The sequence below is a fragment of the Rhizobium jaguaris genome (assembly GCF_003627755.1).
GTDB classification, from domain to species: Bacteria; Pseudomonadota; Alphaproteobacteria; order Rhizobiales; family Rhizobiaceae; genus Rhizobium; species Rhizobium jaguaris.
In genome coordinates this window covers 4216617-4235800 of record NZ_CP032694.1, presented here as the reverse complement: position 1 = coordinate 4235800, position 19184 = coordinate 4216617, and the positions used below count along the sequence as shown (strand labels likewise).

Here is a 19184-nt window from a genome sequence, read left to right as displayed (position 1 = left end):
GAAGGTATGTTGATGGCTCGGACATTTCGGGTCCTGATGTCGGTAGCAGTGATTGGCGCCGTGGGCTATGGCGCCTATGTGACACGTGATCTCTGGCTTGGAAGCGCCGAGCGCCTGCTCGGCTATCAGAGCGCGGCTGCGCCCAATGAGCAGGCCCAGGGTGAACGCCGTGGCAATCAAGGGCAGGGTGCAAGCCAGGCCGGCGGAAGGCGGCGCGGTGGCCTTTCGCAATTTTCCGGTCCTGTTCCGGTGCTGGCGGCGGATGCAAAATCTGCCGATGTGCCGGTCTATATCGACGGCGTCGGCTCCGTGAAGGCGCTGAACACGGTGACGGTGCGCGCCCAGGTCAGCGGCAAGGTGGTCGAAATCGGTTTCGGCGAAGGCCAGGACATCAAGAAGGGCGATGTCATCGCCCGCATTGACGATGCCGTCTATAAGGCTCAGCTCGACCAGGCCATCGGCAAGAAGGCGCAGGACGAGGCGTTGTTGGCCGGCGCGAAACGCGATCTCGAACGTTTTCAGCGCATGGTGGCGACCGCTTCCGGTACCCAACAGCAGGTCGATACCTCGACATCCCTTGTCGCGCAATATACGGCGCAGCTCCAGTCCGACCAGGCAGCCATTGAAAGTGCGCAGGCGACGCTCGATTATACGACGATCAAGGCGCCGATCGACGGGCGCACCGGCATTCGCAATGTCGATGTCGGCAATCTCGTCAGCGCGTCGGATGCGACGGGCATCGTGACGCTGTCGCAAATCAAGCCGATTTCCGTCCTGTTTTCCATTCCGCAGCAGCAGCTTGCCCGCGTCAACGCAGCAAGTGCTACGGGAGCCCTTTCCGTCCAGGCGATAGCGAGCGACGGTCAGACGGTGATCGACAACGGCACACTGGCGGTGGTCGACAATCAGGTCGATCCGACTACAGGCACGGTGAGATTGAAGGCCAATTTCCCGAACGACAAGCTGGCGCTGTGGCCGGGCGCCTTCGTCAATGCCCGCTTGCTGGTCGAGACGCTGAAGGGCGTGACGGTTATTCCGACAGCCGCCGTGCAGCGCGGACCGAACGGCACCTTCGTTTACATCATCCGACAGGATCAGACTGTTGCCATGAAGCCGGTGAAGGTGCGCCAGCAGGACGACGTGCAGGCCGTCATTGCCGATGGCGTGGTCCCCGGCGACAAGGTGGTGACGACGGGCTTTGCCCGCCTGCAGGATGGTTCGAAAGTGCAGATTTCCGCCGCGGCCGGCACGGCCGCACCCGCTGTGACGACCCCCGTCACCGAGGGGCAGCCGGTTGCCGAAAACGCAACTCAAAACAATCAGGCTCAAACCAATGGCAATGCGGCCAGTGACGGCCAACGGCCGCACCGTCAGCATAACGGCCAGGGCGGCGGCAACGGCGGTCACCGGCGACAGAACGCAGACGGTGCCGGCGGCAATAACGCCAATTCCAACACCAATAGAGATGGCAGCGATGCTGCCGCCACCAGTTCAACGACACGACAGCAATGAACGTCTCGTCGCTCTTCATTTCCAGGCCGATCGCCACTTCGCTTCTCGGGGTGGCCGTTCTGTTGGGCGGCATTCTCGGCTATCTGTTCCTGCCGGTCGCACCGCTGCCGCAGGTGGATTTTCCAACGATCCAGGTGACGACGCAGTTGCCGGGCGCCGATCCGGATACGATGGCGGCATTGGTGACCGCGCCGCTGGAGCGGCCGCTCGGCCAGATTCCGTCATTGGCGTCGATGACCTCATCCAGCGCCTTCGGCATCAGCCAGATTACCCTGCAGTTCGATCTTGGCCGCGATATAGACGGGGCGGCTCAGGACGTACAGGCGGCGATCAATGCCGCCGGCTCGACGCTGCCGCGCACGCTGCCCTATCCACCGACCTATTCGAAGGTGAACCCGGCCGATACGCCGATCGTCACGCTGGCTCTGCGCTCCAACAGCTATTCGATCCGTGAACTCAGCGATTTCGCCGATACGATGATGGCGCAGCGGCTCAGCGAAGTCTCAGGGGTCGGCAATGTCAACATCCAGGGCGGCGTCAAACCCGCCATTCGCATCCAGGCCGACCTGCCGCGGCTTGCCTCCTATGGTCTGGCGCTGGAGGATCTGCGCACGGCGATCACCAATGCCAGTGTTGCCGGTGCCAAGGGCGCGCTCGACGGCACGCAGCAAAGCTTCACGCTTGCTGCCAACGACCAGATCATCGATCCGAACATCTACAAATCTGTCATCGTCGCCTACCGCAACAATGCGCCGGTGCAGTTGAAGGACGTCGCCACCGTCGTCGAAGGGCTGGAAAACAACCGTGTCGGCGCCTGGTACCAGGGCCAGCCAGCCGTCATTCTCGACATCATGCGCCAGCCGGGAGCCAACGTCATCCAAACGGTCGAGAGCGTGCTGAAGCAGATCCCGCGGCTGAAGCAAGCGCTGCCGGCCGGTATCTCGCTCGACATTGTCAACGACCGCACCGAGACGATCCGCGCTTCGATCCATGACGTGCAATGGACGCTCGTCGTCAGCATCGGGCTGGTCATCCTCGTCGTTTTGCTGTTCCTGCGCACCGTGACGGCGACTTTCATCGCCGGCGTGGCGCTGCCGCTGTCGCTGATCGCGACCTTCGGCGTCATGTGGTTCGCCGGTTTCAGCCTCGACAATCTGTCGCTCATGGCGCTCACCATCGGCACCGGCTTCGTCGTCGACGACGCCATTGTGATGATCGAGAACATCGCCCGCCATATCGAGGAGGGCGAGAACCCTATGCAGGCGGCTCTGAAAGGTGCCGGCGAAATCGGGTTCACCATCATCTCGCTGACTTTCTCGCTGATCGCCGTCTTCATCCCGCTGCTGTTCATGACCGGCATCGTCGGGCGCATGTTCCGCGAGTTCGCGTTGACGCTGACCATCGCGGTTGTGGTGTCCGCGGCGATCTCGCTGACATTGACGCCGATGATGAGCGCCCGCATCCTGCGCAAGCCGAAGGAGCATCGGGGCGGTTTGCTGGCGGGCACCGACCGCGTCATGGGCCGGCTGATCGAGGGCTATCGCCGTAGTCTCGTCTGGGCGGTGGACCGTAGCGCGTTCATGCTGCTGGTCACGGTGGTGACGCTTGCCGCCACGATCGCTCTTTACATCGTCATTCCCAAAGGCTTCTTGCCGGCGCAGGATACCGGCCTGATCACCGCCGTCGTCGAGACGGAGCCCACCACCTCCTTCGAAGCGATGAAGCAGACGCAGGAGACCGTGGCCGACCGACTGCGCAAAGATCCTGATGTAACAGGTATCGTCTCGGTCATCGGTGCAAGCGCCAGCAACCTGACGCTCAACACCGGCAATCTCAGCCTCATATTGAAGCCGAGGAGCGAGCGCGCGGCTTCGGCGATCGAAATCATCGACCGCATGCGTGGTGAAGTGGCCGATCTGCCCGGCATCCACGTCACCTTCCAGAGCGTGCGCGGCATCTCGATCAGCACGCGCGCCAGCCGTGCGCCCTATCAATACACGCTGACCGGCACGGATACGGCGACGGTGGTGGACTGGGCGGAGAAGCTGGTGCAGCGGCTGCAGCAGAGCCCGAAGCTGATCGATGTCGCTTCGGAGGTCGAAATGGGCGGCGGCCGCATCTTCGTCCAAGTCGATCGCGAAACTGCCTCGCGCCTCGGCGTCTCGATGCAGGCCGTCAGCGACACGCTGAACGATGCTTTCGGCCAGCGCCAGATCGCCACCATTTACGGCCAGGCCAATCAGTATCGCGTCATCCTCGAGGCTGCGCCGCAATATCAGTCGGACCCGAAATCGCTCGACAAGCTCTACGTCGCAGGCGCCGGCGACACGCAGGTGCCGCTTAATGCCTTTACGACCGCTTCGTTCACGACGGCGCCGTTGGTCATCAGCCACGACGAACAGTTCCCGGCCGTGACCCTCAGTTTCGATCTTGCCAAGGGCGCGTCGCTCAGCGAAGCCGTCACCGAGATCCAGACGGCCGAACGCGATATCGGCATGCCGAGTTCGATTCGGCGCAATTATTCCGGCGATGCTCAGGAGTTCGCCTCTTCGCTTGCGGGTGAGCCCTGGCTGATCCTGGCGGCTGTCGTGACGATCTATATCGTCCTCGGTCTGCTTTATGAAAGCGCCGTGCATCCTGTGACGATCCTCTCGACCTTGCCGTCGGCGGGCGTCGGCGCGCTGCTGGCGCTGATGCTGTTCGGCCAGGATCTGTCGATCATCGCCCTCATCGGCATCGTGCTGCTGATGGGCATCGTCAAGAAGAATGCGATCATGATGATCGACTTCGCGCTGGAGGCCGAACGCAAGGAAGGGTTGGCGCCACGGGAGGCGATCCTGAAAGCGTCGATCCTCCGCTTCCGTCCGATCATGATGACGACCCTTGCCGCGCTCTTCGGTGCGCTGCCGCTGGCGTTGGCGCATGGTACCGGCGCGGAGCTGCGCATTCCGCTCGGCATCACCATCATCGGCGGCCTTGTGCTGTCGCAGCTTCTGACGCTCTATACGACCCCGGTGATCTATCTTGCCTTCGAAAGCCTGCGCGCCCGCGTCGTCGGACGGCCGACCGGCGTACCGGCTCCGGAACTGGATGAAGTTGTAGGTGGCGGGACATGAGCCTCTCCGAGCCGTTCATCAAACGTCCTGTTGGAACGACGCTTCTGGCGATCGGGTTGATGATCCTCGGCATCGTCGCTTACCGCTTCCTGCCGGTCGCCAGCCTGCCGACCGTCGATCTGCCGACGATCGTCGTATCCGCCAGTCGCCCGGGCGCGGACCCTGCCAGCATGGCGGCGAGCGTCGCAGCACCCCTCGAGCGACATCTCGGCACCATCGCCGGCATCACGCAGTTGACCTCGGTCAGCTCGCTCGGATCGAGCAGCATCGTCGCGCAATTCGATCTGTCGCGCAGCGTGGACGGCGCAGCGGAGGACGTGCAGGCAGCGCTGAACGCTGCCGCAACCGATCTGCCCGGCGACCTACCGACATTGCCCTCCTTCCGCAAGATCAACCCGGCGGCCGCGCCGGTCCTGATCCTAGCGCTGACATCGGACAATGTGTCGCCGAGCGCCATCTATGACGCTGCCGATACGGTGGTGGTGCAGCGCATCTCCCAAGTGGATGGCGTCGGCGGTGTCACGGTTAGCGGCGCCGACCAGCCAGCCGTGCGTGTCCGGCTCGATCCCGACCGTCTTTCCGCAATGGGTCTGTCGCTGGACAACATCCGTACGGCGATCGTGAATGCCAATGTGCTCGGCCCGATCGGCTCGATCGACGGCAACAGCGCCGCCTTTTCCATTTCCCTGAATAGTCAGCTGCGGACGCCTGAGGCTTATGGGCGGATTGTCGTGCGCAGCGGCGATGGCACGGCTGTACGCCTTTCCGATATCGCCACCGTTGAGCCTGGCGTCCGCAACAGCCGCTCGGATGCCTGGTATGACGGCAAGCCGTCGGTGCTACTCAACATCACCAGAGCAGCGGACGCCAATGTCATCGCCACTGTCGATGGCGTGAAGGCGTTGATCCCGGAACTGCAGCGCCTGATCCCGTCCGGCGTCCACATCGCGGTTCTCTCGGACCGCACCACGACGATCCATGCCAGCGTCACCGACATGCAATGGACGCTGCTCGCCACGATTTGCCTGGTCATGGCCGTTGTCTTCATCTTCCTCCGGCGCGCCACGACGACCTTTGCGGCCGGTGTCACCGTGCCATTGTCGCTCTGCGGCACCTTTGCCGCCATGTGGCTCTTCGGGCTGTCGATCGACAATCTGTCGCTGATGGCGCTTGCGGTCTCCGTCGGCTTTGTCGTCGACGACGCTATCGTGATGATCGAGAACATCTACGCGAATCTCGAAACCGGCATGAAGCCGATGAAGGCGGCGCTCGAGGGCGCGAAGCAGATCGGTTTCACCGTTGTTTCGATCAGCCTGTCGCTGCTCGCGGCTTTCATTCCCCTGTTCTTCATGGGCGGCATCGTCGGACGGTTCTTTCAGACCTTCTCGCTGACGCTCGGCTTCACCATCGTCGTCTCGACTCTGGTGTCGCTGACGCTGACCCCGATGATCTGCGGCCATCGGCTGCGGTCGTACGACAAGGACGCGCGGCCGGGCCTATTCGGCCGGATCATCGAAGGGACGCTCAGTGCGGTCACCAATTTCTACGGCCGGACGCTGAAAGCGGTGTTGCATCATCGTGTGCTCTCCGTCCTCGTCGTCTTCGCCTGCGTCGTTCTGTCCGGCTATCTCTATGTCAAGGTCCCGAAGGGTTTCATTCCGCAGGATGATACCGGCTACATCCAGGGCGGCACGGAGGCGGCAACCGATATTTCCTATCCAGCTATGGTCAAGCTGCAGCAGCAGGCGGCCGATATGGTTGCCAAGGATCCGGCTGTCTCCGGTGTCGGGTCGTCCGTGGGTGGCGGCGGCTTTTCGAGTTCGATCAATCGCGGGCAATTGTTCATTTCCCTGAAGCCCGCATCGGAGCGCGTATCGACCAACGAGGTGATAGACCGGTTGCGCAAGCAACTGACGGCCGTGCCCGGGCTCAGCACCTTCCTGTTTTCGCCGGGCGATATCCGCGCCGGGGCGCGCCAGTCTCAGTCGCAATATCAGTTCACGCTTTGGGGCGCGAATTATGATGAGCTGGTGGAATGGGCGCCGAAAGTGCTCCAACGTCTGCAGACCCTGCCGGAACTGACTGATGTCGCCACGGATCGGCAACCCAACGGCCTGCAAGCGACGGTCAATATCAACCGCAGCGAAGCCTCGCGGCTCGGCGTCAGCATCCAGTCGATCGACGCGGCGCTCAACAACGCCTTTGCGCAGCGGCAGGTGTCGACCATCTATACGCAGCGCAATCAATATCGCGTCGTGCTGGAGGCCGATCCCAGCTACGCCCGCGATCCCAACGATATCTCCAAGCTCTACGTGCCGGCATCGGGCGGTATCCAGATTCCGCTGAGTGCCGTGGCGTCGGTCGATCGGACGCTGGCGCCGCTGGTGGTCAACCATCAGGGGCAATATCCGTCGGTGACCATCTCCTACAATCTGGCGCTCAACACCGTGCTGGAAGCAGCAAATGATGCCATTCAGAAGGCGGTGCTCGAAATGCATCTGCCGGATACGCTGCATGCGGATTTTGCCGGCGATGCAGCCAACGTGACCCAATCCGCGAGCAGCCAGCCGCTGTTGCTTCTCGCGGCACTGCTGACGGTCTATATCGTCCTCGGTATTCTATATGAGAGCCTGGCGCATCCGCTGACGATCATTTCGACGCTGCCATCAGCTGGTCTCGGCGCGCTGCTGGCGTTGGTCATCAGCGGCACGGAGCTGACGATCATCGCCTTTATCGGCATCATCCTGTTGATCGGCATCGTCAAGAAGAACGGCATCATGATGGTGGATTTCGCGCTGCAGGGCGAACGCATGCTTGGATTGCCATCGGAAGAGGCGATCTATGAAGCCTGTCTGAAGCGTTTCCGCCCGATCCTGATGACCACGCTCGCCGCCTTGATGGGCGCCATTCCGCTGATCATCGCCACCGGCCCCGGCGCAGAACTCCGCCGCCCCCTCGGCATTACCATCGTCGGCGGGCTTATCGTCTCACAGGTGCTGACGCTCTACACGACGCCGATCATCTACCTGATGCTGGCCAAGCTGCACAGCAGATGGTCGACGAAGCAACAGCCAACGCCGCCGGTATCTTCGCTGCCGACTTGAGCGGCTCGCTACACAAATGTCGTAACGCTAGGCGCCGCGCTCAATCACGATCTTCAGCGCATTCCGGTGGCTGTCCCAGTAGGGCAGCGCATTTTCGGCCTCTTCAAAGGGGAAAACCTTCGAGATCAGCGCGTCGGCCTTGTCGCCGATTTCCTCGAGATGGCTGATGACGTTTTGAAAATCGCGCATCAGGGCGTTGCGGGAGCCCATGATGTCGAGTTCCTTCAGATTGAAGAACTGCGTCTGGTAGGTGACCGGCGCCTTGGAATAGCCGACATAGACGACGCGGCCGCCAAAGCAGGCGAGATCGATGGCTTGCGTAAAGGTCGCAGGCAGACCGACGGCCTCGAAAGCGATATCGACACCATCATCGCCGGTCAATTGGCTTACCTTGGCGACAGTATCTTCGCTGCCCGCATCGATCGTCTCGACCGCGCCGAACTGCCGGGCGAGCGCGCGTTTTTCCTCGCTGAGATCGACGGCGATGACCTCCGCACCACGGGCGACGGCAGCGATCAAGACACCCATGCCGATCATGCCGCAGCCAAGCACGACGACGCGATCGCCTTTCGCCACCCGGCCGCGCTCGACGGCGTGAAAGCCGACCGACAGCGGCTCGACCAGAGCCAGATGGCGTGGCGGCAACGTATCGTTGAGGATCAGCTTTTCGGCCGGCAGTACGATCTCCTCGGCTAATCCGCCATCCTGTTGCACACCAAGCGTCTTGTTGTAGCGGCAGGCGTTGAGCCGGCCCTTGCGGCAGGAGGTGCACTCGCCGCAATTGGTATAGGGCATCACGATGACGCGGCGGCCGGGCGCATAGGCGGGATCGACACTGGGGCCGACGGCAATGATCTCGCCGCCGATTTCATGGCCGGGGACGCGTGGCAGCTTCACCAGCGGGTTGAGGCCCTTGAAGGTGTTGAGATCGCTGCCGCAGAGGCCAATGTGCCGGACGCCGATGCGGACCTGGCCGGCGGCGAGCGGCGCTTCCGCGATGTCGTGGAAGCGCGTGACGTTTTCCGCCTCGATCATCAAAGCTCTGATCACAGCATTCTCCTCCCTTAAACCATACAGGTGATGCTTCTTAGTGCGCCGTGTCTGGAGCTGGCTCCGATGCCGTGGTGCTTGTCGGTCGCTTTCCGCCCTTGAAGATGCGGCGGACGGAGACGAAGAGCAGCGGGATGAAGAAGATGCCGAGCACGGTCGCCGAGATCATGCCGCCCATGACGCCGATGCCGATCGAATTCTGGCTGCCGGAGCCAGCACCGTTCGCGATAGCCAGCGGCATGACGCCGAGGATGAAGGCGAGCGATGTCATCAGAATCGGCCGCAGGCGCTGGCGGGCTGCTTCCAGCGTCGCAGGGATCAGGTCCTTGCCGTTGTTCTGCTGCTCGATGGCGAATTCGACGATCAGGATGGCGTTCTTGGCGGCCAGACCGATCGTGGTGAGCAGGCCGACCTTAAAGTAGACGTCGTTCGACTGTCCGAAGAGGGTGGCCGCCAGCAGCGCCCCGAAGATGCCGATCGGAACCGACAGCATGACGGCGAGCGGGATCGACCAGCTCTCGTAAAGGGCGGCCAGCGCCAGGAATACGACCAGGATGGAGATCGCGTAAAGCTGGCTCGCCTGGTTTCCGGAGAGTTTTTCCTGGGCCGAGAGGCTCGTCCATTCATGGCTGAAGCCCGGTGGCAGGCTCGCCATGATCTGGTCGATCTGGTTCATGGCGTCGCCGGACGAAACGCCTGGGGCGGCAGCACCCTGAATTTCGACGGCCGACGAGCCGTTATAGCGTTCCAGGCGTGGCGAACCATAGGTCCATTTGCCGGTGGCAAAAGCCGAGAAGGGCACCATGGCGCCATCGGAGTTGCGCACGTACCAGCGGTCGAAATCCTCCGGCTGCATACGGAACCTGGCGTCGGCCTGTACGTAGACTTTCTTGACGCGACCTCGGTCGATGAAGTCGTTGACATAGGTGCCACCCCAGGCCGTCGACAGTGTCGAGTCGATATTGGAAAGGCTGATGTTGAGGGCGCTTGCCTTTTCCTGGTCGATCACAACCGAATATTGCGGTGTATCTTCCTGGCCGTTCGGGCGCGTGCCGAACAGTTTGGGGTTTTTCCCGGCGGCGCCCAACAATTGGTTGCGGGCGGCAATGAGCTGATCATGCCCCGCGCTGTTGATGTCCTTGATGAAGAAGTCGAAGCCTGAGGAGCTGCCAAAGCCCGGGATCGCCGGCGGCGCGAGTGCGAAGACGCTGCCATCCTTGATCTTCGAAAAGGCCCCCATGGCACGTCCGGCGATCGCCTGCGCCTTGCTTTCCTTTGTCTGACGCTCAGCGAAATCCTTCAGCTTGATAAAGGCAAGGCCGACGTTTTGTCCCTGTCCGTTAAAGCCGAATCCGGCGACGGTGAAGACAGCGTCGACATAGGGCTTTTCCTTTTCGAGATAGTACTTTCTGACCTGCGTCAGCACGTCTTTGGTGCGGTAGTCCGTTGCACCGGGCGGCAGTTGCACGCTGGTGATGAGGATGCCCTGGTCTTCGTCCGGCAGGAACGAGCTGGAAAGATGGTTGAACAGGTAACCAACGGCGCCGGCGATCAGCACAAACAGGACAAGGAAGAAGGGCGCTCCCTTGATGATGCCGCGCACGCTGCGCTGATATCCACGGACGCCGCGATCGAAGTTCCGGTTGAACAAGCCAAAGACGCCCCGCTCCTTGGCGCCGTGCTCGGGTCTCTTGAGAATGGTGGCGCAAAGCGCGGGGGTCAGGATGAGTGCGACAATGACCGACAGGATCATGGCCGAGACGATCGTCACCGAGAACTGACGGTAGATGACGCCGACCGAGCCGGAGAAGAAGGCCATCGGGATGAACACCGCCGACAGAACCGTGGCGATGCCGATCAAGGCGCCGGTGATTTCCTGCATCGACTTGATCGTTGCCTCGCGCGGCGACAGACCCTCCTCCTCCATCACGCGCTCGACGTTTTCGACCACAACGATCGCGTCGTCCACCAATAGGCCGATCGCCAGCACCATGCCGAACATAGTGAGCGTATTGATGGAGTAGCCGAAGGCCGAGAGCACGCCGAACGTGCCGAGCAGAACGATCGGAACGGCAAGTGTCGGAATCAAGGTGGCGCGGATGTTCTGCAGGAAGACGAACATGACGATGAAGACGAGCACGATGGCTTCGAACAGCGTCTTGACCACGTCCTCGATCGACAGCTTGACGAAGGGCGTCGTGTCATAGGGATAAACGACTTCCACATTCGGCGGCAGCGTCTGCTTCAGGCCGTTGATCGTCGACTGCACCGCCTCGGCCGTGTTGATGGCGTTGGCTCCGGAGGCAAGCATCACCGCGAGACCGGCCGACGGCTGATTGTTGAAGGCACTCGAGCTGGTATAGCTGTCGGCGCCCAGTTCGACGCGAGCTACGTCGTTGAGGCGTACCAGCGAACCGTTGGACTGGCTCTTCAGGATGATGTTGTTGAATTGTTCGGGCGTCTGCAGACGGCTTTTGGCCGTCACCGTCGCATTGAGCTGCTGGCCCGGCATTTGTGGCAATGCACCGAGCTGGCCGGTCGAAACCTGCGTGTTCTGTGCCTGGATTGCCGAGACGACATCTGATGTCATCAACTGGTATTTCGCAAGCTTGTCAGGATCGATCCAGATGCGCATGGCGTAACCGGCGCCAAAGAGCTGCGTGTCACCGACACCCGGGACGCGCTTCAGCGTGTCGTTCAGGGTGCTGTTGACGTAGTCGGCAAGGTCGTTGGAATTGAGCTTGCCGTCGGTCGAGACGAAGCCGATGACCATCAGGAAGTTCGAGGTCGATTTCGACACCGTGATACCGGTATTCTGGACCGACTGCGGCAATTGCGCGGTGACGAGCTGCAGCTTGTTCTGCACCTGCATCTGGGCCACGTCCGCATTGGCCTTGTTGGTGAAGGTCAGCGAGATCGAGGCTTGGCCCGTCGACGTCGACGTGGAGGCCATGTAATCGAGATTGTCGATGCCGGTCATGCCCTGCTCGATGACCTTTGTCACTGAGTTTTCGACCGTCTGGGCATCGGCGCCTGAATAGGTTGCGCTGATGCGCACTGTCGTCGGCGCGATCTGCGGATATTGCGATATCGACAGCGTGAAGATCGACAGCGCGCCCGCCAGCATGATAATAATGGCGATGACCCAGGCGAAGATCGGCCGGTCAATGAAGAAACGAGACATCAAACCACCTTACTTCTGGGCGCCGGAGGCGGCTTTGCCATCGGTCTTTTCCAGCTCGACCTGTTCGGCGGGCTTGATATCGGCGGCCGCTTGCTTCAGCTCGCCGGTCGCATCGTCGATGGTCACGGCAGCGACATTGACATCCTGGCCGGCACGGACGCGCTGGCCGCCTTCGACGATTATCCGGTCGCCATCCTTCATACCTTCGTTGACCAGCCAACTATTGCCGATGCTTCTCTGCACCTTCAGCACCCGCTGCTGAACCTTGTTGTCGTCGCTGACGAACATTGCGACCGGTTCGCCCTTCGTATTGCGGGTAACCGCTCGCTGCGGCACGAGGAAGCTGTTTTCCGCGACGGCTTCCTCAATGCTGGCCCGAACATACATGCCGGGCAGCAACACGCGTTCCGGATTGGGGAAGACGGCGCGCACAGTGATCGTTCCGACGGTCTCGGCGACAGAGGCCTCCGAAAATTGGAGTTTGCCAGTCTGCTTGTAGTCGGAACCGTCTTCCAGCGTCAGGTGGACGGAGACATTGTCGCCGGTGGTCTTCAAACGGCCTTGCGCAATGGCGCGACGGAACTCAAGCAGATTGGTGCTCGACTGCGTGACGTCGACATTGATCGGATCGAGCTGGCGGATGGTGGTCAGCGCCGTCGTCTGGTCGGCGGTGACGAGAGCGCCGACGGTTACCGCCGAGGCGTCGACGCGGCCGCCGATCGGAGCGCGCATCTTGGTGTAGTCGAGATTGATGCGCGCAGTTTCGAGCGCGGCCTTGGCGGAGGCGACGTCGGCCTGCGCCTGGACGAGGGTTGCCTGCGCACTGTCGTAATCCTGCTGGCTGACAGCGTTCTGGGCGCTCAGGCCCTTGTAACGGTCCATCTTGGCCTGCGCGCTCGGTATAGCGCCTTCTGCCTTCTGCAGAGCGGCGGCGGCGCTGTCATAGGCGGCCTGATAGGTGGCGGGGTCGATTTCGTAGAGCACGTCGCCGGCTTTGACTTCGCTGCCTTCCTTGAAATTGCGGCTGCGGATGATGCCGCCGACCTGTGGCCTGACTTCGGCGACAAGATAGGCGCTGGTGCGGCCGGGCAGCTCTGCCGTGATCGCAACCGATTGCGGGTGCAACGTCATGGCGCTGACTTCGGTCTTGACGGCAGGCGCATTGTTTTGAGCGGCCTTCTGCTCGTTGCAGCTTGCTAGCAGCAACGTCGCGGCGACCCCTGCTGCGACCAACGACATGCGTGCGGCTGGGAGGCGTTTGAATGCCGCCGGACGCACGATTACAGGGGTGGAGGGGGCTCGCTTTGCCACGTTGCTATTTCCCATTGTCTTAATTACAGTACCAAGTAGTACAAGAAATATTTGTACCGTTGTAAATGTCAATCTCATTTGGCTTTTTTGAGGTGAGGATGGAAGTGCAGACGGAGGGGAGGAGAAGGGACGCAGAAGAAATTGTCGCTCGCCGCCCGCGCGGCCGCCCAAAATCGGTGAGTGACGATGCAAGGCGGGTGGAGATCATCATCGAGGCTCGCGCGACATTTCATGAGCTCGGCTACGGCGGTACGACCATGGATCTCGTAGCGGCACGGTGCAGGATTTCCAAGCAAACTCTCTATCGCTTGTTTTCGAGCAAGACGGAACTTTTCATGGCGATTATCGCCAAGCATCGCGCCTCGATGCTGGCCCTGCCGCGCGATCCCAAAGAAAATCTGCCGCTCGACGAGGCGCTGGAGCAGATTTTCATGATCAATATCGGTGAAGCGGCGGAACGTGACCGCGAGGCTTTCATTCATCTCATCATGAGTGAAGCGCAGCGATTTCCGGAGATTGCAACGCTGTTGCGAACCTACGGCGCCGAGCAGTCCAGGCAATTGCTGGCCGATTGGCTCAGCCTCCAGCAGAAACGCGGTCTGATCGAAATTGCCGATGCATCAAGCGGCGCACGCATGCTGATGAACATGATCTTTGGCGCGATGATTTCGCATCCCGGCAAGCCGAACGACTGGCCCGATCGCGAAACCCGCCTGAGACACCTGCGTCAATGCATCGCAATCTTTGTGGCGGGCGTGCAGGTGCGTGAGAGGGTTCGGTAGGCTTCAGTCCGTAGGCCAGAAAGAGCAATGCCGGCATGGCTCCGAAGAACCACACCGGCATCTTTCTCCGGCCCCCCGCCAGAAATCCGAGAAACTGCGCTTAGTGTGCGACAGCCCTATTCACTTTGTCTGCGCCCTCTTCGAAAAGCGGCATCTGCAGGCCGTTTGCGTACATTTCCTGCAACACGGCGCCGAGTGCGAGATCCAGGCACCAGACCGGGAAATCGGCGTTCAAACTCTTTGCGCTCTGGCGCGCATAGGTAATCAATCGTGCAATCGACGCCAGTTCTTTCAACGACTCTGAATCCTGGCTTGCTATTTCGATAGGAAGAATTGCGGTCATGTCATGCCCCTTTGCCCACAGTTCCTGGAGAACTAGATACTCATCGCCAGGAACATGAGAAGAGCTTAACCTAAGTCGCGCACATTGGCGCGTGACATACAGCGTGACACGAGGTGAGATTGCGAACGGGTTTTACGATGCAATTTCAAGGCGGTGGAAGGCGAAATGCCATAAACTATTGGCTTTGAAGGTCCAATCGCGCGGCGGTTGCTGCCGCTCGTTCGGGCAGTCGGCAACGGCGTGAAGCAATTCCAGGGCGTCAATGCGTTTCTGATTGACCGCATTGGCCCGCAGGAGAGCGGAAATTTCCTGTCGTCGCGCCGGATCCGGCAGATCCGCAGTGTTCGCCAGAGCGCGATAGGTCAGTGATTTGAAGAACATAGCTTCTGCACGTGCCCGCAGGACAGCTTGCTCGGCTTCACTGATTGCGCCGGTCTCGGCCAGAGCGCGCAAGGTCGCCTGCACGTTGACCAGCGGCTCGCTGAGCGGAAGGTGTCCGAGTTCAGCCGGGCCATGAATCTGCGCGACGGCGGAATCGTCTACAACCGTACCGGAAGCATAGGCCTCAAAAACGCGCCCGATGCCGACCATGCCGAAAGCGGCGCATTCGGCGGCGCGTAGCGCTCCCATGCTGGCCGCGCCATAGACATGGACCCCTTTCGACAGGGCAAAGAGGATTTCCTTGTGCCAGACGGGCGCGACATTTTCGAAAAGTCCGTCGATCAGGCCAATGACGTTCGCGCCATTTTCGAGGGCTTCGACGATATCGCCCTTCTGCGCCGGTGGGCGCAGGGTAATACCGGGATCGGCGATCTCGGCGGCGTCGGGAAGCGTGGGGCCAACGAACAGGATCTTCATAGCAGCTGCAACGTTTTCGAGATGGCGCGGTAGCCGAAGCGGCGCTTGCGGTCCCCGGCCGGATTTTCCAATTGTGGCACCGCGAGTTTGGCGACGGCAAAAGGAAGCGAGGCGTGGCCGAGGGAAAGCGCGATGGCCGAAGTGATGCCGGCCTGGCGCAATCGATCGACAGTAAAGTGCAGTAGTGCCTCGGCGCCATCCGGCAGGATCGCATTCAATCCGACGACGGTTTTGGGAATGGCATCGAAACAGCGGCGGATGCTGTCCGGCAGTTCGCGCGTGAAATTCTCCGGACGGATGTCGTCGCGGGCGCCGCTGATGAAGGTCAGGCGCGATTGCGCCGCTTCCGTCACGGCGCGGATAGCCGCCCGCACCGGCGATGGATGCGCGCCGCTGCCGATAGTGACATCGAGGTAGCGGATACGCCGCGCTTGTGCGATTTTCCCGGGACCGAGGAGAGCCACGATCACCGGTATGCCTATGTTGCTGGTGATATCGAAGAGCCGCAGCGTCAGGCCGGCAGCCGTGATCTTCATGATGAGTTCGTCCAGCACCGGATCGGCGAAACAGGCGGGATCGATACAGGCCCCCATGCGCAACTTCGGCTCGGAAATATCCCAGAGGACTTCCGCGTCGCGTTCGATGCGTTCGAGCAGGCCGTGCAGGATGGCCTCGGCCAGTACATTGCCAGAGGCAAGACCATCGGAGGATTGCCAGAAGCGCGGATTGCGGATGGTGCGGTCGAGCGTCACGGCATTGAAGGGAATCCAGGCTTTTCTGCCGGCGATGAGATCATAACCCTCGGCCCAGGCAATGTCCTCGTCATCGGCAATATCCGCCTGTCCTTTGGCAATCAGTGAGGGCAGAGGATCGGCGTCATGTCCTTCAGCCATCAGTTGCCGGCGACTGGTGGTTACGGTTTTGACGGCGGGCGCGCCGGCAACGGTCCGCTCCAGCGCTTCCATGGCTGCGGAGACCTTGGCATCGAGATCGGTGATGCCTTTGCCATTGTTGATGACGATCGAGTGCGCATTCGGACTGACCGCCTGCCAGACGGGTATGCCGATTTTGTCGAGCCCGGTCAGGCGGCCGAGGCGAGTGATGCCGTGAGCGGCAAGGCAAGGCTCGATCCGCCGGAAGGTCTCCTCGGCGGAACAGGCGCGGTCCGAATAAGGCGATGAGGCGGCTGCAATCCGCTCCCTGTGGGAATTTCCCTCCAGGAATTCCGACAGGGATGCGGCTATCAATGGTGCGATTGTCACCACAGCGGTGTCAGTTATCGTTTGGTCGGATCCTCGTCCATCCTGCCACTTGCTGCGCCTTCATCCATCCTGCCGCCTGCGGGGCTTTCATCCATCCTGCCGCTTGCAGGGCCTTCATCCATCCTGATGCCCGCAGCAGCTTCATCCATTCTGCCTGCGCCGGCGCTGGCGGTACTGCCGACCATAACGGCAAGATTAACGCCCTTGGTGATCGTTGCCCCAGAATTGCGCAGTTGATCCGCCATACCGAGGCCACTGCCCGTCGGTACATTGAGCGGAGATATGGTTCCCGCGCCGAGATCGGCGAGGTAAAGTTGGGTATCGCCAGGAATGCCGAAAACTATGAAATTTCCCATCTTCAATTTCTTTCCCCAGTTGTGCATGACCCCGAGAGCAAGATTTTGGAAGCCATGCACTGTTTCGACGTGACGTTATCTAAAATCCTGCCCGTTTAAGTCCTTCCCGATATAGGTCCTTCTGCCATTGCTCACGAAATGGAACGATCGAGAGCCATGTATCAATCTCAAAATCGGGATAGGTTTCCTTGACCCGGCGCGCCAGCGTCTTGGCCTTTCGTGTGTCGCCGGCCATGGCTGCACTGGCCGCGGCAAGGCGTGCCGCCTGAGTGGGGTCGGCCATCCGCTCGATATAGGCATTGGCGTCGTCGTAACGCTCTAGGCAGTAGTTGGCCCCGGCGGCGGTCCAGAAATATAGATCGGGGCTCAGTGGGTTGAGCTTGATAGCGCGCTCGACCTTTTCCAGAGCTTCGGCCGGTTTCGAAGCGTGAATCAGCGTGTCTGCATAATCGGCGATGACATCGGCATAGTGCGGGCTGATGGTCTCAGCGAGCTCGAAGGTTTCGATACTTTCGTCGAAGGCCCCCTGGTAAAGCTTTGCGACACCGAATTGATGATAGCCTCCCACGATGTCCTGGCCGGTGGCGATCGCCTTGCCGGCCTCTTCCTCGGCCAGCTTCAACAGCTTTGTGTCGCCCTGCGCGGTAACCAGCCATTCGAGATGATAGGTGCGGGCCATGCCGCTTAGGGCGGGCGAGAAATAGGGGTTTTCCTTCAGGGCGGTCTGGAACGCCTTGCGGGCTCGGCGAATGTCCGGAAGATCGAGATGCTTCAGGTGGCGCTGGCCGAGCAGATATTGGCGATAGGCTTCCGGATTCCGCTCGAAATAGTCGCGGGAGAATTCGTTGCGCTCGATATGGCCGGCCGCCGACGCGACGATGCGCTGGGCAATTTCGCGATGTTGACGCGGCAGATCCCGCGCCTCCATGCCGAAGCGCTCCGCCCAGATGACTTCATCATTGCCGGCGTAAATCAACTGCGCGAAAAGCCAATAGGCGCTGCCATCGAAGCTGAGCCTGGTGTCCAGCACGTAATTGATGGCGTATTTTTCCAGCATTGCCGCCCGATCAAGATGAAGGGCGATCTTTTCCGCCGTATAGTGCGCCACCATCGTCACGGTCTTCAACACGCAAAGGCCGACGGTGATATCTTCCAGGAGCGCCGCGGCGAGGAAGATAGCCGGCTCATGATTTCTCGTTAGGTTCACCGGCGGCAGCAATACGAGCTTGGGCGGCCCGCGGAGCACGGGCGGAGCGATTTCCACCTGCTGGGCCGCTTCTTCCCGAGGCTGTGCCGGGACGCTGCGCTGGCGTTCGAACAGCCGCCGCGCGACGCTGAGCGTCTGCGGGTCGGGATCAACCGGCAATTCGCCCCATCTATATTTTCTGCGGCTCTCGAAAATGTGACGGGCGCTTTCGAGTTGGGGTTCGCCAGCATAGGTCTCACCCAGTAACTGGTAGATCGCCTCATCTTCTGGATGGGCTTCGAACAGCCGCAGCGCCGCCTCTTTGACGATGGTCGCGTCCGCATCTTCGCTCATGGCCGCAATGGCATCGCGGAGCGTCGCCAGCATCTGTGCCTTGATACGATCCCGCTGCGCGCGCAGCCACATGCGAGCCAAGCCGCCGATGACTTCGGTACGGGCAAGAAAATCCCAGCGGCCAAGTTGCAGCAATTCCTTGAGCGCGGCGTGAGGGTCGGTCTGCGAAACTGCGTTCAAGAATGCGAGATCGTTGGTGAAGGCTTGGACATTCACGCCGACAGCCGCCTGCTCGATCCGTAGCAGCTCGATTCCGAGTTCGTCTTGCCGGCTTTTGACGCGCGACAGCGTCTGCCGCAAATTGGCCAGCGCCTTGTCCATGGGGATATCGCCCCAGAGAAATTCAGCAAGCTCGGCACGGGGCTTTTGCGTCGAGGAACTCGTCAGCAGGAAGCAGACCGATAGCAGGCCCTTTTCGGGAAAAGGCACGGTTGTACCTGTTCCGTCCACGAGACGCAGGTCTCCGAATGTCAGCAGCCTGAAATCCATGCGTCCCCACTGCATCCAGCAGCTTGCCGGTATCTCGATGTCCGGTGTCGCTTGCGATGACCTGTGTCATTGGTGATCGCAGCTGTTATTTGCGATCAAGAATTTTATACTACGATGACTGCTATCCTATCGCAATCGCTAGAACATCCCGCATTGAGGTGAATCAACCCGCAGGGGGATAAGATGCTCTAGATCCAAAGAGCCGGAACCGCTTCGCGCTCAAATGAACGCATGGCGCTTTCGTCTCTCCAGCGATTGCGGATGCCGCGATCGTCGA

12 protein-coding genes are annotated in these 19184 nt (G+C 60.9%); 4 read left to right on the top strand and 8 right to left on the bottom strand.

Annotated features, from left to right (window positions below; all coding sequences use genetic code 11):
* Positions 1-12: 12 nt before the first annotated feature.
* Genes CCGE525_RS20640 through CCGE525_RS20630 form a run of 3 tightly spaced genes read left to right on the top strand, consistent with a single transcriptional unit; the run spans position 13 to position 7732 of the window.
* Positions 13-1512: an efflux RND transporter periplasmic adaptor subunit gene (locus tag CCGE525_RS20640; protein ID WP_120705917.1), complete on the top strand. Its 1500-nt coding sequence runs from the start codon at positions 13-15 to the stop codon at positions 1510-1512.
* The gene (locus CCGE525_RS20635) at positions 1509-4628 is read left to right on the top strand and encodes an efflux RND transporter permease subunit (RefSeq protein WP_120705916.1); all 3120 of its coding nucleotides are present in this window, start codon (positions 1509-1511) and stop codon (positions 4626-4628) included. The genes CCGE525_RS20640 and CCGE525_RS20635 overlap by 4 nt, the downstream gene beginning before the upstream one ends.
* A complete protein-coding gene (locus CCGE525_RS20630) occupies positions 4625-7732 on the top strand; it encodes an efflux RND transporter permease subunit (RefSeq protein WP_120705915.1) in 3108 nt (1035 codons plus the stop codon). Before CCGE525_RS20635 ends, CCGE525_RS20630 begins: the two co-directional genes overlap by 4 nt.
* Positions 7733-7759: 27 nt before the next feature.
* On the opposite strand, the gene CCGE525_RS20625 is transcribed toward CCGE525_RS20630, so the two are convergent.
* The 3 genes from CCGE525_RS20625 to CCGE525_RS20615 are packed head-to-tail and all read right to left on the bottom strand — an operon-like array spanning position 7760 to position 13292.
* Entirely contained in the window at positions 7760-8782 is a 1023-nt protein-coding gene (locus tag CCGE525_RS20625) for a zinc-binding alcohol dehydrogenase family protein (RefSeq protein WP_120705914.1), read from the bottom strand.
* Positions 8783-8819: 37 nt separating this feature from the next.
* Complete coding sequence (locus CCGE525_RS20620; RefSeq protein WP_120705913.1) at positions 8820-11966, bottom strand: efflux RND transporter permease subunit; 3147 nt, start codon at positions 11964-11966, stop codon at positions 8820-8822.
* Between the two features lie 9 nt (positions 11967-11975).
* The gene (locus CCGE525_RS20615; RefSeq protein WP_120705912.1) at positions 11976-13292 is read right to left on the bottom strand and encodes an efflux RND transporter periplasmic adaptor subunit; all 1317 of its coding nucleotides are present in this window, start codon (positions 13290-13292) and stop codon (positions 11976-11978) included.
* A gap of 83 nt (positions 13293-13375) precedes the next feature.
* On the opposite strand from CCGE525_RS20615, the gene CCGE525_RS20610 reads away from it, so the two are divergent.
* Positions 13376-14059, top strand: a complete 684-nt coding sequence (locus CCGE525_RS20610) for a TetR/AcrR family transcriptional regulator (RefSeq protein ID WP_120705911.1) — start codon at positions 13376-13378, stop codon at positions 14057-14059.
* Positions 14060-14159: 100 nt separating this feature from the next.
* Here the strand turns inward: CCGE525_RS20610 and CCGE525_RS20605 are convergent, their stop codons facing one another.
* The 5 genes from CCGE525_RS20605 to CCGE525_RS20585 all read right to left on the bottom strand — a co-directional run bounded on the left by CCGE525_RS20605 (position 14160) and on the right by CCGE525_RS20585 (position 18907).
* On the bottom strand, positions 14160-14402 hold the full coding sequence (locus tag CCGE525_RS20605) for a hypothetical protein (protein WP_120705910.1): 243 nt from the start codon (positions 14400-14402) through the stop codon (positions 14160-14162).
* Positions 14403-14534: 132 nt separating this feature from the next.
* A complete protein-coding gene (locus CCGE525_RS20600; RefSeq protein WP_120705909.1) occupies positions 14535-15260 on the bottom strand; it encodes a TfuA-like protein in 726 nt (241 codons plus the stop codon).
* Positions 15257-16480: a YcaO-like family protein gene (locus CCGE525_RS20595; RefSeq protein WP_425375905.1), complete on the bottom strand. Its 1224-nt coding sequence runs from the start codon at positions 16478-16480 to the stop codon at positions 15257-15259. The genes CCGE525_RS20600 and CCGE525_RS20595 overlap by 4 nt, the downstream gene beginning before the upstream one ends.
* A 56-nt stretch (positions 16481-16536) precedes the next feature.
* Positions 16537-16878, bottom strand: a complete 342-nt coding sequence (locus CCGE525_RS39040) for a hypothetical protein (protein ID WP_245472051.1) — start codon at positions 16876-16878, stop codon at positions 16537-16539.
* Between the two features lie 79 nt (positions 16879-16957).
* On the bottom strand, positions 16958-18907 hold the full coding sequence (locus CCGE525_RS20585; protein ID WP_120705907.1) for a BTAD domain-containing putative transcriptional regulator: 1950 nt from the start codon (positions 18905-18907) through the stop codon (positions 16958-16960).
* Positions 18908-19184 lie beyond the last annotated feature (277 nt).